Below are 24907 nucleotides of genomic sequence, written 5' to 3' on the forward strand. Positions count from 1 at the left end.
TTTCCAATACAGGAAATACTGCGCAGCAATATCGACGCATTCATCACTCACTTTGTGATCTTAGAATAGACTTATGAAACAATATCTGTGCTTAACCCTTTTGGCCTGCGCTCCATTTTCTACAACGTTTAGTGCTTCAACCAAAACCCATCAACTTCCGGCACAGAATATTGAAGTTGCTCCTGCGCATTTAACCACGCGTTTAAATTGGTCGGTTTTCCCAAAACCATTATATGCCAATGAAGACCTCAAGCAACGTGACCGCGCGGCCATTATTCGTGTTACAGCAAATGCAAAAGGCACCATTACCGATGCAAGTATTGAAGAAAGTACAGGTGTCGATCAACTCGACCGAATCTTAATTTCTGCTGTCAAAAAAGCTAAAGTCAAACCACATTTAGAAAATGGTGAAGCCAAAGCCATTATTGGCTATCAAGCGTTTAATTTGAGAGTTAAAGGCAATACGCCTGAATGTGATTTCAACTTTGATTCAAAAGTTTGGAATGCACAAAGTGCAGATAAGAAAACGCCATTCCAATATGTATCTCAACCAAAATTAGATCTCACTAGTCATGAGTTGAAACAGCACGATCGTAAAGTCAAATTTAACTTTAAAGTGGATAAACACGGACAAGTAAAAAAGGTCAAGATCAAGCAAGGCTCTGGCATTTATACACTCGATCAGAAAGTCGTTGAAGCACTAAGAAATAGTCAGATCTCGGTTAAACGTACTGCGAGCACCCTTTGGATCTATAAAAAGTCGAACTTTAAAGATGAAATTCAATTTAAAGTAAATGGCTGTAAATAAGTAATAGATTCAACATTTCAAGCAGGGATTGAATGTTTCAATGCCCTGTTTTATCTCAGAAGAAACCTAAAAATATAAGATAAATACAGAGATAACGCCCGGTTTTCGCTACGGTCACCATGAACACAAAGCGCCAGAAGTTTTCTTTCATTAAACCCGCAATTAAAGTAATGGGGTCTCCAATCATCGGCAGCCAACTCAGTAGCAAAGACCAATAACCATATTTGTGATAAATACCCTGTGCCTGCTGCATTTTCAGCTCTGACACGGGAAACCATGTTTTATTTTTATAATGTTCTACTTTTAAACCGAGCCACCAATTCACACAAGAACCGAGAATATTACCAATACTGGCCACCACAATCAGTAGCCATGGATTGTGTTGACCATAGCTCAACAAGCCGAGCAATACGGCTTCGGACTGTAAAGGAAGTAAGGTCGCAGCCCCAAATGCCGCGAAGAATAAAACTAAAAACGACCACATCGAAACGAATGCTTAGAGACCTAATTTTTTCTTCGACTTCAAATATTCAAAATTTGACCAAAGCACTGCTGCAACAATTACAACGATTCTCGACCATTTATATTGTGAAGAAATCGGTTCAATCGCAGCCCGCATCAAGTTTTGATCTTTGGTATGTAAATCTGCAAGAATATTTTGAACATGCACAATTTCAGCGACAAATAGCACTAAGCAGCCTGCAATACCAAAAATAATACTCCAATAGATTCTTGGGTTATTTTCAACAATACGGGTAAAATTTAAGAAAAAGTCTTTCATCGCAAAATCGTCCAACTAAGCCGTCAACAACGCGTTCTTTTCGGCAGCGCCGCATTCTAACACAGCGTTAGAATTTTCTTCCGTCCTATCTAAAATCTTAAGGTGAGTCTTTCCGCACTTTACTTTTATACATGAGACTTCTAATCTGCCACGCAAATATTGAATAATTTTAACTCACTTTATGAAAAAAATTCTTTGCTTAAGTTTTATCGTGTTATTACAACTTTTGACCGCTTTATATGCACAAAGTCCTTCTGAAGTTGCCAAACAACACCTGATTACACAAGATCAAATGATTTGGCAAAAGCGACCTATCTTTAACTTCAACAATGACGATCTGGGCAATCAAAATCGTGACCTTAGTTTTAAATTGTATGTTTTAGCCACCGGCGAAGTTCAAAAAGCTGAATTAATCAAAAGCTCTGGACTTACACACATTGATAAGCGGGTTGAGCAGTCACTTTTACGTGCCAAGTTCAAACCTTATATCGAAAATGGTGTAGCCTCCCCCTTTGTTGCCTTACAGCCCTTCTCACTCAAGCCCCTGAAAGAAAACCAAAGACCTTGGTGGAAAAAGCTTCTATTTATTTCATAAAAAAAGCATGTTTCCATGCTCTTTTTTTAAACGTGTATTGCTAAGGCTTTTTGTACCGCTGGACGGGCCGTCAGTCGATCGATATAGTCTTTCACGTATGGATAATCTTCCAGCTGAATTTGCTGCCATTCATGACGCAGTGCCCAAGGCAGAATAGCCATATCTGCAATCGAATACTCTCCAGCCACAAATTTTTGACCAATCAACTGATGGTTCAAAACTTTATATAAGCGCTTAGACTCATTTACATAACGTTCAGTTGCATACGGAATACGTTCAGGTGCAAAACGACTAAAATGATGATTTTGTCCTAACATGGGCCCAAAACCACCCATTTGCCACATCAACCATTGTTCAACTTCAACGCGCTCAAACTCATCTTCTGGATAAAACAAACCTGTTTTACGTCCAAGATATTGCAGAATCGCACCAGACTCAAAAACTGAAATCGACTCTCCTCTTGGGCCATTCTGATCCACGATTGCAGGGATTTTATTGTTCGGAGAAATTCTCAAAAAGTCTGGCTGAAATTGATCATTTTCCAAGATATTAATCGGAAAAATTTGGTATTCCAAACCCATTTCTTCTAAAGCGATGGTAATTTTATGTCCATTGGGTGTACCCCAATAGTAGAGATCAATCATCTATATTCCTTTTTAATTTTCAGTAAGGCAATCTCATTTTGCTTTATGTATAACATGTTTAATCCAGTAAAAGCTTGTCAGTTTTTCTGAAAAGTAACGTTAAAATGTGAATTATCACTTTGCTTTTAAAATCACTTAAGGTACAAAAATTCAAAAAATATAATTTTTTTATAAAAATCCCTTGAAAAAAATCAGCACAGACCGATATTGATACATGTACAAGGATCAAATGATCTTGTTAGTGAACAGTGGATGCCAAGCATCACTGAACATTTCTTATTGTTACAACTTTGCTTATTAAAGAGAGTTCTAATTATGAGTAGTTTAAATCTTAACCCACTTTTCCGTCGTAGCATTGGTTTTGATCGTTTCAACGATTTATTTGATTATGCCATGCAAAGCGACACACCAAATTACCCGCCATACAATATTGAAAAAACGGCTGAAAATAGCTATCGCATTGTGGTGGCAACCGCAGGTTTTACAGAAGATGAACTTTCGCTAAACTTAGAAAATCAAGTGCTAAGCATTTCAGGTAAACCAACTGAAGCGCAAGATACAACTGTGGAATTCCTGCATAAAGGCATTGCTCGTCGTACATTTAAACTGTCTTTACGCTTAGATGAACATATAGAAGTGCAACAAGCCCTATATGAAAATGGTTTATTGACAGTGGACTTACAGCGTATTATTCCTGAAGAAAAACTACCACGCCAAATTCCAATTGGCAAAAAGGCATTGATAGAAAGTCCTGTCCAAGAAAATATCGCTGAGTAAACCTTCATATAAAAAAGACCCTTCGGGGTCTTTTTTATATTAAGAAAATTAGTTAGATTCAAAACATGACAAACAAGAATAAAAAATCATGCCATCTCAAGAATATAGTGTCTCGATTCCAATTTATATGTTTCTTTTTTTATCTATTCTCAACTTAATCTTACCCATAGGTGTTTTTAATGAATCCTTGGTGGGTCTGGCTTACAAGCTGTTCATCTACTCTTTTTAAATTTTGGCGTATCTTGCAAAAAATAATCCTACTCTGTATTACTATCTATTTATATGAAATGTACTTTGTTCTGATTGCTTTTATGACATGGAATATACGACCTAATATTACCAAGATGAAAATCTATTGGAGGGTACTGAAAACCCCTATTTCACGGCCTGTTTTATGTAAATAGATCTCACATAGTTAGCTCAATAAAAAGCTTTGCTCACTTTATACCTACATTAAAACTAAATTAAAGCATTTCAAAACGTCTGAATCGAAACAACGATTGAATATCAATTAGAATATAATCAAATTTGTCTTTCTTAAAGAAACTTACTTAATACCCTCAGACATAAGTTCGCATTCATGAATTTTGCTCTATTTTCCAATCAATACGCAGCAAAAATTATTGGTGCCCTTGAACATCATTGAGATTAAAAAACCAAAATATAGGCAAAAAAAAGCACTGCAAATGCAGTGCTTTTTTTATGGATACTTACTTTTTCTTTTTAGGACCAAGCAGCATACCCATTTGACGGCCTTCCATTTTTGGTGTTTGTTCAACAACACCATAGTCAACCACGTCAGCTTCAATTTTTTGCAATTGAGCCAAACCTAACTGTTGGTGTGCCATTTCACGACCACGGAAACGAAGCGTGATTTTTACCTTATTGCCTTCTTCAAGGAACTTGATAATGGCACGTAGTTTAACGTTGTAGTCACCAACATCAGTACCAGGGCGTAGCTTGATTTCTTTCACCTGTACTTGATGTTGTTTTTTCTTCGCTTCTTTTTGCTTTTGTTTTAGATCAAACAAATGCTTGTTAAAATCCATGATTTTGCAGACTGGTGGCTCAGCATTAGCAACAATCTCAACAAGGTCAAGATCTACTGCTTCTGCAGCACGCAAAGCGTCAGCAAGAGATACAATCCCTTTTTGCTCGCCATTTTCGTCTACTAGACGGACTTCTTTTGCACGAATTTCATCATTCAAGGCAGGACGGTTTGATTTTCCGCCCTGTTGATTACGGTCAGGCTGTTTAATCGCTTTTACTCCACAATGTACCGGCCGCGTTCGGCTACGGCTGCTTTTACTAGGTCAACGAATGCATCAATTGACATAGTACCCAAATTTTTTCCAGAGCGAGTACGGACGTTTACAGTACCTTCCTCAACTTCACGGTCCCCAAGAACCAATAAGTAAGGAATACGCTCTAAAGTACGTTCACGAATCTTAAAGCCGATTTTCTCATTTCTCAAGTCTGAAATCGCGCGGATACCGCTTTCTTTAAGTTTAGCGACGACTGACTCACATGCTTCAGCTTGTGAATCGGTAATGTTCATCACACATGCTTGAATTGGAGACAACCAAGGTGGCATGAAACCAGCATAGTGTTCAATAAGTATACCAATAAAACGCTCGAAACTGCCAAGAATTGCGCGGTGCAACATTACAGGCTGATCACGGTCGTTATCTTCAGTCACATAAGATGCGTCAAGACGTTCTGGTAAGTTAAAGTCACATTGAATTGTACCGCACTGCCATACACGACCTAAGCAGTCTTTCAATGAGAATTCAATTTTCGGACCGTAGAATGCACCTTCACCCGGTTGAAGTTCCCACTCTAGGCCTGCAGCATCTAAAGCATCTGCTAAAGATTTTTCTGCCATGTCCCAAAGTTTGTCATCACCTACACGTTTTTCTGGACGTGTCGACAATTTCATTTGAACTTCTTCAAAACCAAAGTCTTTATAAACATCTAAAGTCAATTTAATGAAGTCTGCAACTTCAGTACCGATTTGTTCTTTCGTACAGAAGATATGCGCATCATCTTGTGTAAAGCCACGTACACGCATAATGCCGTGTAATGAACCCGATGGTTCGTTACGGTGACATGAACCAAACTCAGCTAAACGGATTGGCAGGTCACGGTATGATTTTAAGCCTTGGTTGAAGACTTGCACGTGGCAAGGACAGTTCATTGGTTTTACAGCATAGTTACGGTTCTCTGAGTGAGTCGTAAACATGTTTTCAGCATAGTTTGCTGCGTGACCTGATTTTTCCCAAAGTGTGAAATCAACCACTTGCGGTGTACGGATTTCTTGGTAACCGTTGGCTTGTTGAACTTTACGCATGTATTGTTCAAGCACTTGGTAAATCGTCCAGCCGTTTGGATGCCAGAACACCATACCCGGCGCTTCTTCTTGCATATGGAACAAGTCTAACGCTTTACCAATTTTACGGTGATCGCGTTTTTCAGCTTCTTCAATACGTTTGATGTAGGCAGCTAGCTGCTTTTTGTCCGCCCAAGCTGTACCGTAAATACGTTGTAACTGTTCGTTTTTCGCATCACCGCGCCAGTAAGCACCAGAGATTTTAGTCAACTTGAACGATTTTAAGAATTTAGTATTTGGAACGTGCGGACCACGGCACATATCCAAGTAGTCTTGATGGTAGTACAAGCCCATTTCAGTTTCTTCAGGCATGTCTTCAATCAGACGCAGTTTGTATTCTTCGCCACGTGCAGTGAACTCTTTGATCACTTCATCACGTGGAGTCATTTTTTTGATGACATCATAGTCTTGGTCGATGAGCTTTTTCATGCGCTCTTCGATTGCTGCCATGTCATCTAAAGTAAACGGACGTGGCATCCAGATGTCATAGTAGAAACCTTCTTCAATGACAGGACCAATGACCATCTTTGCTTCTGGGAACAATTGCTTAACTGCATGACCCACCAAGTGCGCACAAGAGTGACGAATGATGTGAATACCATCTTCATCTTTAGGCGTGATAATTTGTAGGCTAGCATCTTCTGTAATTAAATCAGACGCATCAACTAAACGATCGTTTACACGACCAGCAACTGTATTTTTTGCTAGACCAGGACCGATGCTTTGAGCAACTTCCATCACAGACACGGCATGATCAAATTCTTTTTGATCGCCATTTGGCAAAGTGATAATTGGCATATAAAAATCCTTAAGGAGTGATGCCCCGTACAATGGAGCATGTCACCGCGAGATTATGATCGAGGGAGACCCTCAAAAGATAAAAACGGTGGATAAATAAAATTCGACCTAAATTTTACACGCCCTGCCAACTTTAATAAACCTCTAATCCCATGGAAGTTGATTTTTCTGCTGCCTTTTACAAGACTCCTGATAATTCAAGCAGATTTCAGCCGAAATACGCTTTATGCTGTCAACATAATAATCACGTTCTAATTCATAAAATTATTCCGAATTTCGAACACCTATACCCACTGAAATCTTTATGTAGGCAGGTATCATGCAAGCACATTCACTTATATCTTGGTCTAGTTTAAAACCGCTCCAACCCGCTTATGCCCTTGCAGCCAATGTCGATCTTGTGGTCTTACGGCTCGAAGATGATGATGCAGAACAAGTCGTGGTCATGTATGGTCGCTGTCAGCATCGCGGCGCACTCATGTCCGATGCCCATATTCAAGGAGATAAAATCGTCTGTGGGCTGCATGGTTCTCACTATATTTATAAAACTGGCATCAATCCACGTTATCTGAATAAAAATCTGCAAAAGTTTAAAGCGTGGGTGGAAGGCGATCAGGTGTATGTCGATCTTGAAGAAATTCAAGCGTGGGAGAAAAGAAATCCTCAACAATATAAGCGTGATCAATACCAAGGCCTATATGCTGATTCCGCGCCCGCGCCAGAAGAACCACATAATAAATTGATCTTAGAACTCGCACGAAATGGCTTAAGTAAATTTGGACATCATGGTCCGACAGCGGCGATGGGCGTGCCTTTTAATCAACTCCCGAAATGGGAGGACATTCAACTGATCACCGCACAACTGTGGAAAATTCCATTATTAGATGATGCACCCGTAGCAACCGAAGTAGTGATTGGCCCAAATGCTAAAAAACCCTTAAAACTCAAAATCCCCCTGTTTGTGTCAGATATGAGTTTTGGTGCGTTATCTCAAGAAGCCAAAGTTGCCCTTGCAATAGGTGCTGAACTTGCAGGTACAGGCATTTGTTCAGGTGAAGGTGGAATGCTTGCTGAGGAACAAGCGGCCAATTCACGTTATTTTTATGAACTTGCATCGGGTCGTTTTGGCTATGACATCGAAAAAGTTAAAAAGTGTCAGGCCTTTCATTTTAAAGGCGGTCAAGCTGCAAAAACAGGTACGGGAGGACATCTGCCAGGCCATAAAGTGGTTGGAAAAATTGCAGAAGTACGTAAATTACCAGAAGGCACCGCTGCTATTTCTCCTGCAACCTTCCCCGACTGGACGCATCTTTCACAATATCGTGAATTTGCAGAATATGTCCGAGCAGAAACCGGCGGCATCCCGATCGGCTATAAACTCTCCGCACAGCATATTGAACGTGATATTGACGCAGCACTCAGCATCGGTGTGGACTATATTATTTTAGATGGTCGTGGCGGTGGAACAGGTGCAGCCCCAACCTTATTCCGTGACAATATCTCTGTACCGACCATTCCTGCACTTGCACGAGCACGTCGTCATTTAGACCGTTTAGGACGGTCAGATATTAGTTTAGTGATCACAGGTGGACTTCGTGTACCCGCTGACTTTATTAAGGCACTAGCTTTAGGTGCAGATGCCATCGCGATTTCAAACTCTGCCATGCAAGCCATTGGCTGTTTAGCTATGCGTGCCTGTCAGACCAATGATTGTTCTGTCGGCATCGCCACACAACAAGATCATTTACGTCGTCGTTTAGAAATAGACAAGTCGGCACAACAACTAGCGAATTTTCTAAATGCATCCGTTGAACTGATGCAAGTCATGGCACGTGCCTGCGGACATCATCATCTGAATCAATTCTGCAAAGATGACCTGACCACATGGAAAAAAGAAATGTCGAACCTCACGGGTATTCACTACAGTGGATTTGAGTAAGCTTCAAATCATGAGCTTTTTTCAAAACAATTGAACCTAAAAAGAGTCCATACGGGCTCTTTTTTATTCTCTGAAGGTCTCAAAGGCCATGAATTGATCGGCTTGGTACAACCAAAGCTGTGCAAATTGAGGGATGATCATTTCACTCTGGGTAGGGCGTAAAAAAATATAATCATCTACATCTATGCTGCTTGTCTGTGGAATTTGCACAAGCTCCTGATTACTACTGCGACCATATAACGCATGGGGCTGACTGCCTTGAGGATAAACATAGTCCCCTCGCCAATAGCCTCCATAAATAAATACAGCCTGATATTTTGCCCAACGACTGAGCCATTCTAACTGTGGTAATTCAATCCGTGGCAACACTTTTAACACAGGCGTGGCGATCCACAAGGCACTTTGGAAAGCTTGTAAATTTTTCAGTTCAAAATCTGCAGGTTTTAATAACATCGAGCCAAACGAGACTTCGTTACAGACACTCTGCTGACAATGAAAACTAAAACTAGGACTACCACCACCATTCCAACAGGTGTGTTCATCACATAAGGTTGGGTAGCGCTGTTGTACATAAGCTTTGAATTGTTGATAACTTTGCTGGGACTGTTGATAAGTCTGTTCAGCAGATTGGATCAGCCGTGGAATCTTCGCCACATGTGCGTCATAGCCCATTAATCCTGAAAATTTTAAATGTTGGGGATGTTGAACGATTAGATCCAAAACAGCCTTTAGCTCATCGATCGTTTTCAGGCCACCACGGTGTAGCCCCACATCGATTTCGATATTGATGCGTAGACACAGTTGATGCTGCTCAGCAAATTTGAGGTATTGGGCTAAACGCTGTTCACTATCAATCAGCCATTGCACTTGCGATTGCGTTGCCTGCAAAAACGCCTTGTCTGCATGGTTCAAAGCCTGAATCGGCATCGGTTTTCCAAACAACACATCGGCTTGCGGTATCGATTCGAAAAGTGTTTTTAGATGTGCAAAATGAAATAGCATGAAACGCTGTGTCTTGAGCTGTGTAGCACAGTGTTGAAGCAGAGCCATGCACGCCAAGGATTTCACCACCAAGCGCGGATGCAGACGCTCTGGCATTTGCTGCTGATTGATCACCAAGTTGTGATTTAATGCATCAACATCCACGATTAACTGGGGCATCCCCGTACCATTTTGTTTTAACAGCGAATTCAACTTTTGAAAATATGCATCCATGCCATCCCCTTTTTCATATCGTTCAATTGGTCTTCAACGTTTAACGTTCCACGATGCTTATTCAATCAGTATTTGCTGTAGCTCTGGACTGAGCCACTTTTGCTTCGGATCTAATTCTTGTCGAATATTTAAAAAATCCTGCCACTTGGGGTACACATTTTGAAGCTGCCGCGCATTTAGGCTATGCAATTTCCCCCAATGCGGACGCCCGCCATATTTTAAAAAAATCGGCTCCACGAGCTTAAAGATGACTTGATAATCTTGCTTATAGAACTGATGCACCGAAATTGAGGCCGAATCTTGCTGATAAAACGGACTGAGCCAAATATCATCCCCACGTACAAGTCGATATTCTAGCGGGAAAAACATCGGAACCTTATGTCGTCGAAGGGTATGCAAAATTTCTTCTAAACAATTCATCCCGTGTTGCAGCGGAATCTGGTATTCCATCTCATTAAATTTGGTATTTCGAGCAGAAGGAAAAATTCGACTTGACCAATCTACGTTCATCGAAGGTTTGACAAAAACACCCAATAAGTTTTGTAGCCATGGATTCAGTGGTGGAAAGAATCGCGTCAATTCTGCACAAAATTTGAGTAATACGTCGTCATCTAACCACTGTTCTTTCCGCGGTTGAAGGTTATCTTCCGTCTCATCTAAGGTTTTTAAAATAACCTGATCGGCATGACTAAATGCCCAGAACTCAATATGTCGATGTGCATATTGCCATTGCTGCATATTCTGCATGACATCTTTCAGCGGACATAATCGCGTCTGTTCTTTGAGTTTATACATCGGCCGATTTTGCAGCTGCACATGCGTCAGCACGCCTAAACTCCCGAGTGAAACACGCCCTGCTTGGAAAATTTCGCTGTTCTGTTCAGCACTGCATTGTAGTAATTCGCCCTGCGCGGTTAATAATTCGAAACCCGTAACCAGCGCCGATAAACACGGTAATTCGAGTCCGGTACCATGTGTTCCTGTTGCAATAGCCCCAGCCAAACTTTGACGATCAATATCACCTTGATTGATCAGTGCCTGATCAAAAGAGGCGAGCTTCTCCCCCAAATCAAATAATCGTGTGCCAGCTTGGACGTTACTTTGGCAGCGTTCAGCATCGATATCTAGAATGCCTTTGAGATGATCTAAACTTACTAAGGTATCTGTGGTTTTTACCAAAGGGCTAAATGAGTGCCCTGCACCGACCATACGAATCTTAGGATGGGATTGCACCACATCCATTAATTGCTCAAGATTTTGCGGTTGTATAAATGACTTCGGGATCGACTTCTGAGCACCTGACCAATTTTCCCATGCAATGTCGTGTTGAATTGTCATATTCATCCTTGTCGCCATACTTTTTATTGTATTTAGCCGTATTGTTTTATTTTTGATTCCGCTTTTGCAATGTTAATGCACAAGCCATCTTGATTTTTTACTTAGATTATACGAAGTTCTGTATCTTCTCAAATTTAAGTTTATTGTTATAAAACAGCAAATAAGCAACGATCAATTAAAAAAAATATCATTCGTTTATACTCCCACAAAGACTATTCAAGGCACTCTACATTATTCGTTAAGCATCATTCAAACCTGATCAATAAAAAGGATCACGCACGAAAACATCGGTAAAATCAGCATAAAAAACCAACAACTATTGTATATTTTTCAGCTAAATTATTTATGCTAAAAAATCAATTTTGAGAACCATAGGGTTCATTTTTGTCACTTTACTGTTTTTATTTTATTCAATTTCAATAACTTAAAAATTTAGTATAAATACTCGACTAAAGCATAAATGCAGAGAAGCTACGGACTGAATTATTGTTAAGTCAGATTTAAAACAAATAGACATGGACTTGGAGTACCACGATGGTTAGCGCATACGATGAATTGCCACGGACCCCGGCAAATTTTGTGGCACTTTCGCCTCTACGTTATTTAGAGCGTGCAGCTTATATTTATCCTGATCAGGATGCCATTATCCATGGCAAACGTCATATTTCATGGCGCCAAACATATAACCGCTGTCGTCAATTTGCACATCAGTTGCAACAATTAGGCATTGGTAAAAACGACACCGTGTCTGTGTTATTACCGAACATTCCGGCTATGGTTGAAGCACACTTTGCCGTACCGATGGCGGGTGCTGTACTAAATACGCTAAATACACGCCTTGATGCGAAAACCATTGCCTTCATGCTGGAACATGCAGAAACCAAAGTCCTGTTGGTTGACCCTGAATTTGCTCAAGTTGCCACCGAAGCTTTGGCTTTGATCGATCAAGACATTTATGTCATTGATGTTGCAGATGCTGAATTTGAAGGCACAGCACAACCGATTGGACAAATTGAATTTGAAGACTGGTTGGCGCAAGGCGATGCCAACTTTGAATGGCACTTACCTCAAGATGAATGGGATGCGATTAGTTTAAGCTATACCTCGGGTACCACAGGGAATCCAAAAGGCGTGGTGTATCATCACCGCGGCGCATATATCAATGCAGCGAGTAACATCATTGCTTGCGGCATGACGCCACGTGCAACGTATCTGTGGACGCTTCCTCTATTCCACTGTAATGGCTGGTGCTTTGCTTGGACCATGGCAGCCAATGGTGGAACCAATATTTGTCTACGTAAAATCGACCCTGAACTGATTTTCAAACTGATCGCAGAGCACAAAGTAGATTATTTCTGCGGTGCGCCAATCGTACTTTCAATGATGATCAATACGCCTGAAGAGAAAAAAGCGCAATTTGACCATCGCGTTGAAGTGATGGTTGCTGGTGCAGCGCCACCTGCAGCGATTATTGAAGGGATGCGTAATATTGGCATCAATGTCACACATGTTTATGGTTTGACTGAAACATATGGTCCATCGGCACTTTGCGCATCGCAAGCTGGTTGGTCTGATCTTTCCATTCAAGAACAAGCACAGTTGCATTCTCGCCAAGGTGTGCCATACCCGCTTCAAGATGGCATGAAAGTCATTGATCCTGAGACCATGTTACCTGTTCCGCATGATGGCCAGACCATGGGTGAAATCATGTTCCGTGGCAACATCGTAATGAAAGGTTATTTGAAAAACCCAGAAGCAACGGCTGAAGCCTTTGCCGGTGGCTGGTTCCATACCGGCGACTTAGCAGTCTGCCAACCTGACGGTTATGCCAAAATTACTGACCGCTCTAAAGATGTGATCATTTCAGGGGGTGAAAACATTTCATCGCTCGAAGTAGAAGAAATTCTATATCAACACCCTGCTGTACTGACAGCTGCAGTGGTTGCAAAACCTGACCCTCGTTGGCAAGAAGTGCCTTGTGCCTTTATTGAATTAAAAGCAGGTAAAGAAGCAACGCCTGAAGAACTGATCGAATTCTGTAAGCAGCACCTTGCACGTTTCAAAGTACCTAAAGATGTAGTGATTACCGAAATTCCAAAAACCTCGACAGGTAAACTTCAGAAGTTCGTTCTCCGTGAATGGGCTAAAGAGCGCGCTGTTGGTGAATTTGGTTAATGTTAAAACTCAAAAGCCAAGCATGATTTTTTCAATCATTTAAGCAAAAAAAGCGACCTAATCAGGTCGCTTTTTTGATGTGAAGTCTATAACTTCACGTTTTGCTTCAATGATCAGATCATGTTGAATTCTCTGATCATTGAGCTATCTAAGTACTTGGCTATCTAATCATGCATTAGTTATCAGATAATAAAGCCACTTGTTGAATGTAGTTAAACAATTTCAACTTTGACGCAGTCAGTTCTTCTTCGCTTACATTTTTGGCTATATCACGTTGAATACGCAAAATATGCTGACGAATAGGATGATGTTCAGCAGCATTATGTGCTTTCATGAACTCTTTAATGACGGGATCACCTTGGGCAATCATACGTTCAGTCCAGCGTTGAAGCTGCGCTGTTTTTTTCGCACCTTGCTGCGGGGTTAAGTAAGATAAAATCATGGTTTCATCTTCATTACGCAGTAATTTACCTACACGTTGAAACTGACGGCGTCGTGCTTCATGTGAAGTAATTGTTTGTGCATCTAGTAGTGCTTCGATCAGACGCTCTTCAACAGGAAGATTTTTAATCTGTTTAGGATTCAGTTTTGCAAGTTCCTCGCCCAAAGCAGCCATACGTTGTACAGCTTTCTTTTGCTCAGTTTTACTTGCACGTCCTTCTAAGGATTCAAAGTCTTCTTCGGTATAGCGGTTCGGTCGACGTGCCACGTTTAATCTGCCTCGTAAAATTTTGCCGCAAACAATGCTTGAATTTCAGATAAAGCTTTTTCTTCATCTGCACCTTCAATCACTAAGCGTAAAGTTGTGCCCTTGCCTGCGCCAAGCATCAGCAAAGACATAATATTTTTGGCATCTACTAATTTTCCACCCTTACCAATTTGAATCGACGAGCGAAATTTGGTCGTGACTTCGATTAGCTTGCCAGATGCACGCGCATGTAAACCCAGTTTATTAATTACGTCAACAGTTGTGTCGATCATGACCAGTGCTTCATTTCTCTATGTAGAACCTGAATAGACCATTTTGCCTCAAGTGCTTTTTTTAGTCTATCTACGATATATACCGAACGGTGTTGCCCACCTGTACAACCGATCGACACTGTCATGTAATGACGATGCCCTTCGGCAAATGCCGGCAGCCATTTATCCAAGAAATTATAAATATCTTGGAACATTTCATTGGTTTGTTCACTTTGCTGTAAAAATTGACGAACTGGCTCATCTAATCCTGAATACTTACGTAATTCCATATCCCAGTGCGGATTAGGCAAATGACGGACGTCAAAAACATAATCTGCATCGAGTGGAATACCATGCTTATAGCCAAAAGACTGTAAGATCAAAATTAAATTATCTGCCTGTCCAAGTTTAGACAGCAAGGTATGTTTTAAATCATGTACGCTCTTGTCTGTAGTATCAATATGTACTGTCGAGCGTAATTGAATCGGCAACAGTAAAGATTTTTCTTCCTGTATGCACTCATTTAAACTTTTGAAACGACTTGCCAACGGATGGGGACGTCGAGATGAACTGAATCGCGCAATCAATTCCTGATCACGCGTGGTCAAATAAATAATATCGACTGAGCCATGGCGTTGTAGCTGTTGAAAAACCAAATCGAACTCTTGTAAATCTGCACGTGTACTGCGGACATCCACACCCAGTGCCAATTGTTCAAGATTATTTTCTGAATCGAGTTTTTCAACAATTTCGGGGAGTAAGGCCAATGGCAAATTATCGATACAGTAATAGCCCAAATCCTCAAGTATCTGTAATGCAGATGACTTTCCAGATCCAGATTGTCCTGTAACAATTAAAATGCGCTTCATCGCTTGCTACCCCATAGCCGTTTTAAACTGCAGTATATTTAACCTGCATATTATCAATAAGACGTGTTGCGCCTAATTTAGCCGCAATAAACAACACCACGTCTTGATCAAATTCTTCAATTTTCTGTAATTCAGGTGTACGTGCTTCAACATAGTCCACAACAAAACCCGCCGCTGTCAATGTTGCTTTAATATTCGCTAACACATCTGCAAGTTGAGTTCCAGCATGTAATTCTGCCTCAGCCGTTTTCAAGCTTTGGTAAATCGTTGGTGCAATCGCACGATTTTCCGCACTTAAATAACCATTGCGTGAACTCAATGCCAAACCATCTTCAGCACGAGTAATCGGCACACCAATCACTTCTAGTGGAATATTTAAATCACGTACAAACTGACGAATCACTGCAAGTTGCTGGTAATCTTTTTGCCCAAAGAATGCAAAATTCGGTTGAACAATATTAAAGAGTTTTGTCACAACAACAGCAACACCGTCAAAATGACCCGGACGCTGTTCGCCACACAAATCATTGGTAATGCCGCCCACGCTAATATTTGTTAAGCGCGGTTTGTTGCCATACATTTGTTCAACAGTCGGTGCAAACACGATGTCACAACCCACTTCTGCCAATAAGTGCTGATCTTGTTCCAAAGTACGTGGATAGTTGTCAAAGTCTTCATTTGGACCAAACTGAATTGGGTTAACGAAAATACTTACCACCACGACATCACACAGTTTACGTGCTTCACGAACTAAATTAAGGTGACCTTCATGCAAGTTCCCCATCGTTGGTACAAAACCAATGATTTTGCGCGCAGCACGTGCTGGATTTAGCGATGCACTTAAACCTTGAATCGTTGTTTCAGTTTTCATGTCTTACAGCTCAATTTGGAATGTATGTTCTTTGGCAGGGAAACTACCATCAAGTACGGCAGCATGATACGCTTTAAACGCATCCACAATTGCTGTTTCCCCTGCTTGCTCTTTCATAAAGTTGCGAACAAATTTCGCCACGTGACTAAACGTCAGTCCCAACATATCTTGTTGAACCAAGACTTGAGCATCCGTTTCTGCACCGGCACCGATCCCAATCACAGGTGTATTTGGGAATAATTCACTAATTTCTTTACCCACTTGGGCAGGAACACATTCCAAAAGTAAAATTGCTGCACCTGCATCAACCACAGCTTTACAATCTGCAATGAGTTGATCCGCGGTTTCACGTGTACGTGCTTGCACTTTATAACCGCCAAACACATGAACCGATTGCGGAGTTAACCCTAAATGCACACACACTGGAATACCATTACGGGTCAATACTTCAACTGTTTCTGACAACCATGCACCACCTTCCAATTTGACCATCTGTGCGCCTGCTTGCATCACGGTCTTTGAATTCACCAAAGCGTCATTCAAAGTGGCATAGGTCATAAATGGCAAATCAGTCAAAATAAATGCATGTTTATTGCCACGACGCACTGCAGCAGTGTGATATACCATATCTTCAACAGTGACAGGCAAAGTTGAGTCATTCCCTTGAATGGTCATCCCCAATGAATCACCAATCAGAATACTATCGACTTCAGCAACTTCCATTGCTTTTGCCATGCTCGCATCATAGCAAGTCAGGCAGGAGAATTTGCGGCCTTCCGCTTTAAATTTTTTCAAGTCACTTAGACTAATCATTTCAATATTCCTCAGATGACGGCTTTCTCAAGTGGTCATACAAAAATTAAAGATGGGCCCAGTTTCCTGCATCCAATACAGTTAAATTTGGATTATTCAAAATAGGTAAATCTTTTAATGGTTGTCCTTTAATCTGTAGATTCTCATCTAAATCCAACAAAGGTTTCAACACAAAATCACGTTCTAAAACACCAACATGAGGCACCGTCAAACGTTCATTTTGAATGTGCTGTTCACCATAAATCAGTAAATCTAAATCCAGTGTACGCTCCCCCCAATGACGTAGGCGTACACGCCCCGACTCTTGTTCAAAGCGTTGCAATTCATCTAACAAAGCCAAAGGCGCTAGATCAGTTTCTAATGCAACCGCTGCATTTAAATAATTCGGCTGATCTTGTGGCCCCATTGGCGGGCTTTGATACAGTTTTGAGACTTTCACTTTTCCGAGTGTTGCAAGTTTATGCACCGCTTCACTAAGGATCTGTAGAGAATCACCTAAATTACTGCCTAAACCAATATATGTCAGCGTCATTGTGTTGGCCCAAAAATAACCTGAGTCAAATCTCGTTTCACACGTTTACGTTTTAAAATCGGATGATCTGCACCAATTTCACCACTGGCTGACGCTGCAACGATTGACACTGTCTCTAGACTATTGGCATGTGATTTAGGCTTACGTTGACGGCGACTTCTGCTTTCTGGTTCATTCACCAGCGGTTCAATTTCAACTTGCTGATGAGTAGAAGTTTTGGCTTCCACATCTTCATGCGCCGCTTTACGACGACTCTTGGCACGTTGACGATTGTATTGGCTAATTGCTCGTTCTTTTTCGTCAGTGCTCATCTGCTGATAAGCATCCCACCACTGCCCCATGCCTTGCGTGCTTGTATCGCCCGATTTTTCACGCAGCAGCAGAAAGTCAAAGCCTGCACGGAAACGTGCATGACCTGAAAGTGCTTCAATTTGCTGTGGTTTTGGACTTAGTAAACGGGTTTGCATTTCCCAAACTTCACGAATAAATGTTTCGGCAAAGCGTGGAATAATGGTTCGTGTAGCCTGACGCTTCAATACATCCAAGCCCGCTTGAGCACGCGCTTCAGCAGGAACAACACCTTTATTTAAATAGAACGTACAACGTTCTTGGAACGGAATCCACAATAACACGGCATAGAAAAATGCAGGGTTAATGGTTTTCCCAATCGAAATACGTTGATCGGTATTTTTTGCAGCCAACTCAATAAATGGCGTTACGACTGGTTTGATATCTGCAAATAATTGATACCAAATACCAAAATCGATCAGCATCGGTAAGACGCGATTGAGATGCCCCATGGTAAAAAGCTTTTGTGACTCATCGTATAAACGATGTGGAGACACATCACGCAGCAATTGAGTAAGTTCTGGAGTAAAGACATCCAGAATTTTTTGATCAATATTAAAGTTTAATTTGGCTGCAAAACGTAAAGTCCGAAGCATCCGCACAGGATCTTCTTCAAAACGTAGTTGTGGATCACCCAATAAACGCAACGTTTTATGCTTAATGTCATCTACTGCATGACAAAAATCTAGCACTTCACCTTTGCGTGGTTGGTAATACATTGCATTGATCGAGAAGTCACGACGTGCAAAGTCTTGCTCAATCGTACCCCAATTATTATCACGTAAAATCATGCCCGCAGCAGAAGTCACGGCTTTTTTAGGCGGCGCACGGAAGGTCGCAACTTCGATCAGTTCACGTCCTGAGTAGACATGCGCCAGCTCAAAACGACGACCAATAATTCGGCAACGTCGCCCGAAGACTTCTTTCACCTGAGCTGGTGTCGCATTAGTTACGGCATCAAAATCTTTAGGTGCATGACCCAACATTAGGTCGCGGACACTGCCACCCACGATATAAGCTTCATAGCCTGCCTTAGTTAAGGCATCAATCACATCTAAAATGGAAGAAGGTAATTGTGTGGTTGATAAACCACATTTGGACGCGCGCAAAGTTTGCAAAAGACGCTGTCTCCTACGTCTGAACGTAAAATTCTTAAGATGTCGCTAATGATATCTCTAACACAATCAAAGGGCAATTTGATTATCTCGATGCTCAAGCTGAGCTTAACCTAATTCTTTTTTTTACACTTCACTTAAAGTGCCAATTTTGCTTTATTTTTAGCAAACAGCGCAGGACCGATTCCCTTAACCTGTTGAATATCATCAATGCTTTTAAATAAGCCATTACTTTTGCGATATTGCACAATTGCTTCTGCTTTTTTCTGACCAATTCCATGCAATGTCTGCAGTTCATCGACTGAGGCTGTATTTAAACGTACCTGATCTGTTCGACTATTTTGTTGGGTGCTGGGTCGTGACAAATAATAGTTGGCATTGCTCGGTGCAGTTGCCACTTTGGACTTCGAGGCCTCAAATTGCTTTTTTAATTGCTGATCTTGAGCTTGCTGCATGGCTTTCCATTCCGCGTAACCCGAAGGGCTTTGAGCAAAAGTTAAATCTGCCATTAAACTCAAAACCAAGACAAGTAGTTGTGTAGAGTATTTATTCTTTAGGATGTGGTACATATTCAGCCTGTTGTTTTAATTGTTGTTTTGCCTGTTCCCATAACTGATCCATTTCAGTCAGGGACAAGTCTTCTACATGTTTTTGTTGTAATGTGGCCTGTGCTTCAATATAAGCAAAACGGCTTCTAAATTTATGAATGGTACTTAACAGTGCCATCTCACTTGAGATGCCAATCTTACGTCCAACATTCACTAGAGAAAATAAGCAATCACCAAATTCATCAAATATTTCGTCGGATTTTTTGCCTGCTAAGGCCTCTTTTAACTCCCCTAGCTCTTCCTCAAGCTTGCCATAAGCCCCTTCAATATCTGGAAAATCAAAGCCAATTTTCGCCACATTTTTTTGGATTTCATCTGCTTGGCTTAATGCAGGTGCATGTTTAACCTCATCTAATCTAGATACTGATTTCCCTACTTTTTCTTGTTGTTTAATCTGTTTCCATAGTGTTGCCACATCATCCGCATTGAGTGCTGAGAATTGCTCTGCCTGAAACACATGGGGATGACGGCGAATTAATTTATCTGTAATGGCTTGCACCACATCTTGAAAATCAAATGCGCCTTGTTCGCTATACATCTGCGACTGAAAAACCACTTGCAGTAATAAATCCCCCAGTTCATCTCGTACATCATCACTCTGACCTGAACGAACTGCCGCTTCAACTTCATAGGCTTCTTCGATGGCATAACGAGTCAAACTTTCTGGGGTTTGCTTTTGATCCCATGGACATTTTTCACGTAATTCTTTCATCACTGCTAATAATTGTTCCATGTGAACTCCAGCTATTTACTCATCAGTACATTGTTTCGATTACAGAATTTGATATGCTCAAAATTTACTCAGGGAATGAGCAACTCAATTTAAGGAAGCATAACATGCAAAGTATTTTTATTAGCGGTGCAGGACAAGGGATTGGCGCAGCAATTGCACGACTATTCATACAACAAGGCTATAAAGTTGGGCTTTACGACATTAACCAATCTCAAGTCACCTCCTTAGCTGCTGAACTCGGTAGCCATGCCAAAGCTGGGCTTTTAGATGTGACACAACCAGAGCAATGGCAAAGCGCTTTAGCTGAATTTGTTGCTTGGGCAGGTCAGTTGAATATCTTAGTCAATAATGCCGGAATTCTGTATTCAGGCAGCTTTGAACATACGGAATTGTCTGCACACCACCGAACGGTTGATATCAATGTCAAAGGAGTGGTAAACGGTTGCTATGCGGCATTCCCCTATTTACAACAAAGCAATTTTGCTCGTGTGATTAACCTCTCTTCGGCTTCAGCTATTTATGGACAAGCAGATTTAGCCAGCTATGCCACATCTAAATTTGCTGTACGTGGGCTCACTGAAAGCTTGGATATTGAATGGCAAAAATACAATATTCGCGTTTTAGATGTAATGCCTTTATTTGTTCAAACCGCGATGGTGCAAGACATGGATGCACAAAGTATTAAGAAAATGGGCATCAATCTTCAACCGAGCGATGTCGCTCAGCAAATTTATACCTTGGTACAAAAAAAGGATACGGTCTTAATGGCCACACATACACCTGTGGGGATGAAAGCTAAATTTTTATTTAATTTATCGAAGTTTAGCCCGCAATTTGTCAACCGCTTAAGTAATATTTGGATTGCACAAAAACCCAAATAGCAACGTGTTACTAATCATTTAATTTTGCAATCATATTTGTACGCAAATTACACAAAGTTACACAATTGTCACATTTTAACAGGACAAAATTCCTTTTTTTGAATAATATTCACCCGCCCATTACTTTCGGGCGTTTATTTTCTAACAATAAAAGTGAATTATTTCATGAAAAAATTACTTGTTCTTGCAACTGTTACTTCTATTTCAATTTCTGCTTTTGCTACAACTCAATTCGCATCTTCAGAATTAAAAGCGATGGATTGTGCAACTCTTGCTGTTGAAAAAGCGAATGCTAAGCGCTCTTTAGAAGCTGCTGACAAAAACATTGCAAACATCCAAGCATCTGCTCAAGCGCCAGGCAAATCATTGAGCAAATTTGCTGGTTTAGCGGGTGGCGCTCTTGCTGCTTTCGGTGGTAACTCTGAAAAAGCTGCTCGTGCAGGCAACATTGCAAACAGCTTGGCTGGTGAGCAAGATACTTCTGATGCAGGCAACCTTGAACTTCAACAAGCGAACAAATCTGCTGCTCAAGCAAACATCGACAACATTGGTATCTACCAGGGTTCTAAAAAATGCAAAATCTAATCTAAAGCCAGTTTAGATTGATTTAAAAAAGCCCTGTTCAGCCAGAACAGGGCTTTTTTTATAGTTATTTTATTTCATACCGATTTATAAGACATTCAACTCAATTTTCGGCAAATGAAAGCCTCGGCAAGATTGTTCACTTTCCCATGCCACCGTCAACATCACATGCGGCAGTTGAATATTCTGATAAGCAAAAGTGCCAATTGCGGGATGACTACACATCCCACCATTCTGCTCAGGATGACACTGTGTATTCAGTTCATTCAGGTTCACTCGAATCCCTAAACCTGACGCTTTAAGTACCGCCTCTTTGGTGGTCCAAACTTTAAACCAATAATCAGGATTATGCTCACAGCTCTCCCAATGAAGCAATTCTTCGGGATGAAAACTGTGTTGAGCCATCGCATCAAAACGAACTTTTCGATTTAAATCCTCAATATCAACACCAATATTGACGATTTTTTCACTGCTGGCCAAAACATAATGCTGCTGGCTATGACTATGATTAAAATGAAAGTGTGGAAAATCAGGAAGAAAAGGCTTACCAAATGCAGACTTTGAAAAATCTGAATTTTCAACTGACCTATTTAGCCGCTGCCCAAGTAATTGATTTCGATATTGGTAAATGGCTTGTTTACGCACGGCAATTACCTCTTGACGACTCAAGCCATGCGGCTCCACAAAGAAGTCAGTAATTGCACTATATTCAAGCTGAATTTTCGCCATAAGTTATTGATCCAATATCTTTTACACTACGTCCATGACGCTATATTTTATGCGACTCTCCGACACAAAATACACCACAATACAGATGAGCGCATCGGTCCTTTGACTTATCGAGATTTTAAAACTCAGTTTAAAAATATTTCAGACCACTTAAGAAATACTTAATATTATAAATATATTCAAATACTTAAGTATAATAAATATGTCAAATACATCTTTAATTAGATAAAATACTCTAGATTCTTATAACTTTAATTTAAAACTCGGGGTAAACCAGATGCTAAGAAAAATCACCTTAATCAGTTCACTTTGCGTCCTACCATGTTTCGCTCAAGCAGGCTTATTGGATGCAGCCGTTGCAGTAATGGGTGCCAAAAATGGCGCGATTATGGACCAAGCTGAAGCGCGTATGAATCAAAGCCGTCAAGAAGCTGCCAATGCTGTAGCTCAAGCAGACCGTGGCTATGCCTCAAATTTCAATCAAGCTAACCAAACCAACAATAGTGTTTATAGCACCAGTTATTTAAAAACCTTAGATTGCACTGATCTGAGCGTTGAACGTAAAACTTTCGAACGTACATTGGAAGCATCGCAACTCGCATTAAGCCAAGCGTCTGCACAGCAAAATAATCAAGTTTCAAAATGGGCTGGTCTTGCTGGCAACGCGCTATCCGCATTTTCAGGTCAATCTGAAACAGCCGCGCGTATGGGACAATTTGCTACGGCTTTTTCTGGCAATAAAAATACACAACAGGATAGCAGCAGCGCACAGCAAGCCATGGAAATTGCTCAAGCTAACCTAGATAATATTGATATTTACCGCCAAGCTAAAAAGTGCAAAAACTAATTTTCACATCTTTTTAGATAAATAAAGTGAAATAAAAAAGCCTGCATATCTGCAGGCTTTTTTTTGCTTATCCAAACTTAGCGTTTGAATTTCTTTTCCGCTTTTTTGAACTTCTGAACATAACGGCGTTTACGTGCAGCCGTACGCTCATCGATTTGCGACTTACGACCTTCAAATGGGTTATCAGAGGTTTTAAATTCAATTTTGACTGGCGTACCTTCAAGTTTATAAACTTTACGGAACACGTTTTCTAGGTAACGACGATAGTCATTTGGCGTTTTATCGACCTTGTTACCATGAATCACAATCGTCGGTGGATTTTGTCCGCCAATATGCGCATAACGCATTTTGATACGACGACCTTGAACCATTGGTGGTTGGTGCGCATCAGTTGCATCATTCAAGATCTGAGTGATTTTCGCAGGTGATACTTTCAAATGCGAAGAATCATAAGCACGGTGGATCGATGGATAAAGATCACCAACACCTGTACCGTGAAGTGCAGAAATTAAGTGAATTTTTGCCCATGGAATAAAGTCAAAACGACGTTCAACATCTAATTTACACTGTTTACGGTCATAGTCAGACATGTTGTCCCATTTGTTGATGGCAATCACCATCGCACGGCCTGCTTCAAGCGCATAACCGATCAAATGCAAGTCTTGCTCAACGATCCCTTCACGTGCATCGACAACAATAACCACAACATGCGCATCTTTCATCGCTTGTAAAGTTTTCACAATCGAGAATTTCTCGATCATTTCGTCCACTTTACCTTTACGACGTACACCCGCAGTATCGATTAATGTGTATTTACGACCGTCACGTTCAAATGGAATATAAATTGAGTCACGTGTAGTACCCGGCTGGTCAAATGCAACCACACGGTCTTCACCCAACAAACGGTTCACTAAAGTCGATTTACCCACGTTTGGACGACCAATAATCGCTAAACGTAAGCCTGTGTCTTTATCGTGTTGTTCTTCACTTTCATCTTCAGGCACTTCAGCTAACACTTCTTCAAGCATTTGCTGAACACCACGACCATGGCTGGCAGCCACTTGAAGTGGTTCACCCATACCCAATTTGAAGAATTCAACTAAAGCTGCTTCGGCATGTACACCATCAACTTTGTTGGCAACAAGATAAACTTTTTTACCTAGCGTACGTAAGTCACGTGCAATTTGCTCATCAGATGCCAATAGGCCTGCGCGCGCATCGACCACGAAGACAATAATATCTGCTTCATTAATGGCAGTTTTTGACTGTTCTGCCATGTACGAATCGATACCACCTTCAGTTTCGCCAATACCCCCAGTATCAACGACAATGAAAGATTTATTTTGATAAGTCGCGTCACCATACTTACGGTCACGAGTCAGACCGGCAAAGTCAGCAACGAGAGCATCACGGCTCTTGGTTATCTGGTTAAACAACGTTGATTTTCCGACGTTCGGACGACCAATGAGCGCAATTACGGGTTTCATAGATTAACCTTTATTCCAGATCAGCCAGTTTGGTCTGGTCTGAACATCAGAAAGCTTAGGAAGAATGGAAATA

26 protein-coding genes are annotated in these 24907 nt (G+C 41.0%); 8 read left to right on the top strand and 18 right to left on the bottom strand.

The features are described 5' to 3' along the window. The first annotated feature begins 73 nt into the window (after nucleotides 1–73). Nucleotides 74–808, top strand: a complete 735-nt coding sequence (locus tag FTV50_RS10645) for an energy transducer TonB (RefSeq protein ID WP_180024394.1) — start codon at nucleotides 74–76, stop codon at nucleotides 806–808. 55 nt (nucleotides 809–863) lie between these two features. Here FTV50_RS10645 and FTV50_RS10650 read toward each other — a convergent pair whose 3' ends face one another. Both FTV50_RS10650 and FTV50_RS10655 read right to left on the bottom strand, forming a co-directional pair. Then, nucleotides 864–1292 (bottom strand): YqaA family protein, encoded by a 429-nt coding sequence (locus tag FTV50_RS10650; RefSeq protein ID WP_078192638.1) that lies wholly within the window; start codon nucleotides 1290–1292, stop codon nucleotides 864–866. Between the two features lie 12 nt (nucleotides 1293–1304). Next, a complete protein-coding gene (locus FTV50_RS10655; RefSeq protein WP_078192639.1) occupies nucleotides 1305–1589 on the bottom strand; it encodes a hypothetical protein in 285 nt (94 codons plus the stop codon). Between the two features lie 211 nt (nucleotides 1590–1800). On the opposite strand from FTV50_RS10655, the gene FTV50_RS10660 reads away from it, so the two are divergent. After that, nucleotides 1801–2184 (top strand): energy transducer TonB, encoded by a 384-nt coding sequence (locus tag FTV50_RS10660; protein WP_180024395.1) that lies wholly within the window; start codon nucleotides 1801–1803, stop codon nucleotides 2182–2184. 26 nt (nucleotides 2185–2210) lie between these two features. On the opposite strand, the gene FTV50_RS10665 is transcribed toward FTV50_RS10660, so the two are convergent. Next, nucleotides 2211–2828 (bottom strand): glutathione S-transferase N-terminal domain-containing protein, encoded by a 618-nt coding sequence (locus tag FTV50_RS10665; RefSeq protein ID WP_168378472.1) that lies wholly within the window; start codon nucleotides 2826–2828, stop codon nucleotides 2211–2213. Between the two features lie 315 nt (nucleotides 2829–3143). Here FTV50_RS10665 and FTV50_RS10670 point away from each other — a divergent pair, with 315 nt between their 5' ends. Beyond that, the gene (locus FTV50_RS10670; protein ID WP_078192642.1) at nucleotides 3144–3605 is read left to right on the top strand and encodes an Hsp20 family protein; all 462 of its coding nucleotides are present in this window, start codon (nucleotides 3144–3146) and stop codon (nucleotides 3603–3605) included. Nucleotides 3606–4315: 710 nt separating this feature from the next. Here the strand turns inward: FTV50_RS10670 and infC are convergent. Together infC and thrS are read right to left on the bottom strand one after the other, a co-directional pair. Further along, on the bottom strand, nucleotides 4316–4864 hold the full coding sequence (gene infC, locus FTV50_RS10675) for a translation initiation factor IF-3 (RefSeq protein WP_078192643.1): 549 nt from the start codon (nucleotides 4862–4864) through the stop codon (nucleotides 4316–4318). 5 nt (nucleotides 4865–4869) lie between these two features. Then, nucleotides 4870–6792 carry a threonine--tRNA ligase gene (gene thrS, locus FTV50_RS10680; RefSeq protein WP_078189589.1) on the bottom strand — a complete coding sequence of 641 codons (1923 nt, stop codon included), beginning with the start codon at nucleotides 6790–6792 and terminating at the stop codon, nucleotides 4870–4872. Nucleotides 6793–7111: 319 nt separating this feature from the next. Between thrS and FTV50_RS10685 the strand changes: the two genes are divergently transcribed. Further along, nucleotides 7112–8731: a glutamate synthase-related protein gene (locus tag FTV50_RS10685; RefSeq protein WP_180024396.1), complete on the top strand. Its 1620-nt coding sequence runs from the start codon at nucleotides 7112–7114 to the stop codon at nucleotides 8729–8731. A 63-nt stretch (nucleotides 8732–8794) separates the two neighbouring features. Here FTV50_RS10685 and FTV50_RS10690 read toward each other — a convergent pair whose 3' ends face one another. Together FTV50_RS10690 and FTV50_RS10695 are read right to left on the bottom strand one after the other, a co-directional pair. Then, nucleotides 8795–9946, bottom strand: a complete 1152-nt coding sequence (locus tag FTV50_RS10690; RefSeq protein WP_180024397.1) for an alanine racemase — start codon at nucleotides 9944–9946, stop codon at nucleotides 8795–8797. Between the two features lie 57 nt (nucleotides 9947–10003). Continuing rightward, the gene (locus FTV50_RS10695) at nucleotides 10004–11284 is read right to left on the bottom strand and encodes a D-arabinono-1,4-lactone oxidase (protein ID WP_180024463.1); all 1281 of its coding nucleotides are present in this window, start codon (nucleotides 11282–11284) and stop codon (nucleotides 10004–10006) included. A gap of 534 nt (nucleotides 11285–11818) precedes the next feature. On the opposite strand from FTV50_RS10695, the gene FTV50_RS10700 reads away from it, so the two are divergent. Further along, nucleotides 11819–13459 (top strand): acyl-CoA synthetase, encoded by a 1641-nt coding sequence (locus FTV50_RS10700; RefSeq protein ID WP_180024398.1) that lies wholly within the window; start codon nucleotides 11819–11821, stop codon nucleotides 13457–13459. Between the two features lie 175 nt (nucleotides 13460–13634). Here FTV50_RS10700 and yjgA read toward each other — a convergent pair whose 3' ends face one another. From yjgA to mazG, 9 genes are all read right to left on the bottom strand, one after another. Further along, nucleotides 13635–14168, bottom strand: coding sequence for a ribosome biogenesis factor YjgA (gene yjgA, locus FTV50_RS10705; RefSeq protein ID WP_078189593.1), 534 nt, complete (start codon nucleotides 14166–14168; stop codon nucleotides 13635–13637). Nucleotides 14169–14170: 2 nt separating this feature from the next. Beyond that, nucleotides 14171–14440 (bottom strand): HPr family phosphocarrier protein, encoded by a 270-nt coding sequence (locus tag FTV50_RS10710; RefSeq protein WP_067763492.1) that lies wholly within the window; start codon nucleotides 14438–14440, stop codon nucleotides 14171–14173. Then, nucleotides 14437–15288 carry an RNase adapter RapZ gene (gene rapZ, locus FTV50_RS10715; RefSeq protein WP_078189595.1) on the bottom strand — a complete coding sequence of 284 codons (852 nt, stop codon included), beginning with the start codon at nucleotides 15286–15288 and terminating at the stop codon, nucleotides 14437–14439. The genes FTV50_RS10710 and rapZ overlap by 4 nt, the downstream gene beginning before the upstream one ends. A 22-nt stretch (nucleotides 15289–15310) precedes the next feature. Further along, nucleotides 15311–16159 carry a pantoate--beta-alanine ligase gene (panC, locus tag FTV50_RS10720; protein WP_078192648.1) on the bottom strand — a complete coding sequence of 283 codons (849 nt, stop codon included), beginning with the start codon at nucleotides 16157–16159 and terminating at the stop codon, nucleotides 15311–15313. A gap of 3 nt (nucleotides 16160–16162) precedes the next feature. Further along, entirely contained in the window at nucleotides 16163–16972 is an 810-nt protein-coding gene (gene panB, locus FTV50_RS10725; RefSeq protein ID WP_111884734.1) for a 3-methyl-2-oxobutanoate hydroxymethyltransferase, read from the bottom strand. Between the two features lie 46 nt (nucleotides 16973–17018). After that, nucleotides 17019–17504 (bottom strand): 2-amino-4-hydroxy-6-hydroxymethyldihydropteridine diphosphokinase, encoded by a 486-nt coding sequence (gene folK / locus FTV50_RS10730; RefSeq protein ID WP_078192650.1) that lies wholly within the window; start codon nucleotides 17502–17504, stop codon nucleotides 17019–17021. Continuing rightward, on the bottom strand, nucleotides 17501–18970 hold the full coding sequence (pcnB, locus tag FTV50_RS10735) for a polynucleotide adenylyltransferase PcnB (RefSeq protein WP_180024399.1): 1470 nt from the start codon (nucleotides 18968–18970) through the stop codon (nucleotides 17501–17503). The genes folK and pcnB overlap by 4 nt, the downstream gene beginning before the upstream one ends. Before the next feature lie 134 nt (nucleotides 18971–19104). Continuing rightward, nucleotides 19105–19536 carry a ComEA family DNA-binding protein gene (locus FTV50_RS10740; protein ID WP_180024400.1) on the bottom strand — a complete coding sequence of 144 codons (432 nt, stop codon included), beginning with the start codon at nucleotides 19534–19536 and terminating at the stop codon, nucleotides 19105–19107. Beyond that, nucleotides 19514–20308: a nucleoside triphosphate pyrophosphohydrolase gene (gene mazG / locus FTV50_RS10745; protein ID WP_180024401.1), complete on the bottom strand. Its 795-nt coding sequence runs from the start codon at nucleotides 20306–20308 to the stop codon at nucleotides 19514–19516. The genes FTV50_RS10740 and mazG overlap by 23 nt, the downstream gene beginning before the upstream one ends. Before the next feature lie 104 nt (nucleotides 20309–20412). On the opposite strand from mazG, the gene FTV50_RS10750 reads away from it, so the two are divergent. Next, complete coding sequence (locus FTV50_RS10750) at nucleotides 20413–21189, top strand: SDR family oxidoreductase (RefSeq protein WP_180024402.1); 777 nt, start codon at nucleotides 20413–20415, stop codon at nucleotides 21187–21189. 165 nt (nucleotides 21190–21354) lie between these two features. Then, nucleotides 21355–21774, top strand: coding sequence for a hypothetical protein (locus FTV50_RS10755; protein WP_078192655.1), 420 nt, complete (start codon nucleotides 21355–21357; stop codon nucleotides 21772–21774). 84 nt (nucleotides 21775–21858) lie between these two features. Here FTV50_RS10755 and FTV50_RS10760 read toward each other — a convergent pair whose 3' ends face one another. Then, a complete protein-coding gene (locus FTV50_RS10760) occupies nucleotides 21859–22500 on the bottom strand; it encodes a 4'-phosphopantetheinyl transferase superfamily protein (RefSeq protein WP_111884740.1) in 642 nt (213 codons plus the stop codon). 277 nt (nucleotides 22501–22777) lie between these two features. On the opposite strand from FTV50_RS10760, the gene FTV50_RS10765 reads away from it, so the two are divergent. Beyond that, nucleotides 22778–23347 (top strand): hypothetical protein, encoded by a 570-nt coding sequence (locus FTV50_RS10765; protein WP_111884741.1) that lies wholly within the window; start codon nucleotides 22778–22780, stop codon nucleotides 23345–23347. Between the two features lie 77 nt (nucleotides 23348–23424). Here the strand turns inward: FTV50_RS10765 and der are convergent, their stop codons facing one another. Next, complete coding sequence (der, locus tag FTV50_RS10770) at nucleotides 23425–24834, bottom strand: ribosome biogenesis GTPase Der (protein WP_078192658.1); 1410 nt, start codon at nucleotides 24832–24834, stop codon at nucleotides 23425–23427. Nucleotides 24835–24907: the final 73 nt, after the last annotated feature.

It is taken from the genome of Acinetobacter sp. YH1901134, assembly GCF_013416965.1.
In the GTDB taxonomy this organism is placed as follows: domain Bacteria; phylum Pseudomonadota; class Gammaproteobacteria; order Pseudomonadales; family Moraxellaceae; genus Acinetobacter; species Acinetobacter amyesii.

Excerpts from the sequence above, each read along its gene's own strand:
- FTV50_RS10710 (WP_067763492.1), bottom strand. The coding sequence starts at position 14,440 with ATGATCGACACAACTGTTGACGTAATTAATAAACTGGGTTTACATGCG.
- FTV50_RS10740 (WP_180024400.1), bottom strand. The coding sequence starts at position 19,536 with ATGTACCACATCCTAAAGAATAAATACTCTACACAACTACTTGTCTTG.
- thrS (WP_078189589.1), bottom strand. The coding sequence starts at position 6,792 with ATGCCAATTATCACTTTGCCAAATGGCGATCAAAAAGAATTTGATCAT.
- FTV50_RS10690 (WP_180024397.1), bottom strand. The coding sequence starts at position 9,946 with ATGGATGCATATTTTCAAAAGTTGAATTCGCTGTTAAAACAAAATGGT.
- rapZ (WP_078189595.1), bottom strand. The coding sequence starts at position 15,288 with ATGAAGCGCATTTTAATTGTTACAGGACAATCTGGATCTGGAAAGTCA.
- mazG (WP_180024401.1), bottom strand. The coding sequence starts at position 20,308 with ATGGAACAATTATTAGCAGTGATGAAAGAATTACGTGAAAAATGTCCA.
- FTV50_RS10760 (WP_111884740.1), bottom strand. The coding sequence starts at position 22,500 with ATGGCGAAAATTCAGCTTGAATATAGTGCAATTACTGACTTCTTTGTG.
- FTV50_RS10650 (WP_078192638.1), bottom strand. The coding sequence starts at position 1,292 with ATGTGGTCGTTTTTAGTTTTATTCTTCGCGGCATTTGGGGCTGCGACC.
- panB (WP_111884734.1), bottom strand. The coding sequence starts at position 16,972 with ATGATTAGTCTAAGTGACTTGAAAAAATTTAAAGCGGAAGGCCGCAAA.
- FTV50_RS10695 (WP_180024463.1), bottom strand. The coding sequence starts at position 11,284 with ATGACAATTCAACACGACATTGCATGGGAAAATTGGTCAGGTGCTCAG.
- FTV50_RS10670 (WP_078192642.1), top strand. The coding sequence starts at position 3,144 with ATGAGTAGTTTAAATCTTAACCCACTTTTCCGTCGTAGCATTGGTTTT.
- FTV50_RS10645 (WP_180024394.1), top strand. The coding sequence starts at position 74 with ATGAAACAATATCTGTGCTTAACCCTTTTGGCCTGCGCTCCATTTTCT.
- FTV50_RS10765 (WP_111884741.1), top strand. The coding sequence starts at position 22,778 with ATGCTAAGAAAAATCACCTTAATCAGTTCACTTTGCGTCCTACCATGT.
- FTV50_RS10665 (WP_168378472.1), bottom strand. The coding sequence starts at position 2,828 with ATGATTGATCTCTACTATTGGGGTACACCCAATGGACATAAAATTACC.
- folK (WP_078192650.1), bottom strand. The coding sequence starts at position 17,504 with ATGACGCTGACATATATTGGTTTAGGCAGTAATTTAGGTGATTCTCTA.
- der (WP_078192658.1), bottom strand. The coding sequence starts at position 24,834 with ATGAAACCCGTAATTGCGCTCATTGGTCGTCCGAACGTCGGAAAATCA.
- FTV50_RS10700 (WP_180024398.1), top strand. The coding sequence starts at position 11,819 with ATGGTTAGCGCATACGATGAATTGCCACGGACCCCGGCAAATTTTGTG.
- FTV50_RS10685 (WP_180024396.1), top strand. The coding sequence starts at position 7,112 with ATGCAAGCACATTCACTTATATCTTGGTCTAGTTTAAAACCGCTCCAA.
- panC (WP_078192648.1), bottom strand. The coding sequence starts at position 16,159 with ATGAAAACTGAAACAACGATTCAAGGTTTAAGTGCATCGCTAAATCCA.
- FTV50_RS10755 (WP_078192655.1), top strand. The coding sequence starts at position 21,355 with ATGAAAAAATTACTTGTTCTTGCAACTGTTACTTCTATTTCAATTTCT.
- FTV50_RS10655 (WP_078192639.1), bottom strand. The coding sequence starts at position 1,589 with ATGAAAGACTTTTTCTTAAATTTTACCCGTATTGTTGAAAATAACCCA.
- FTV50_RS10750 (WP_180024402.1), top strand. The coding sequence starts at position 20,413 with ATGCAAAGTATTTTTATTAGCGGTGCAGGACAAGGGATTGGCGCAGCA.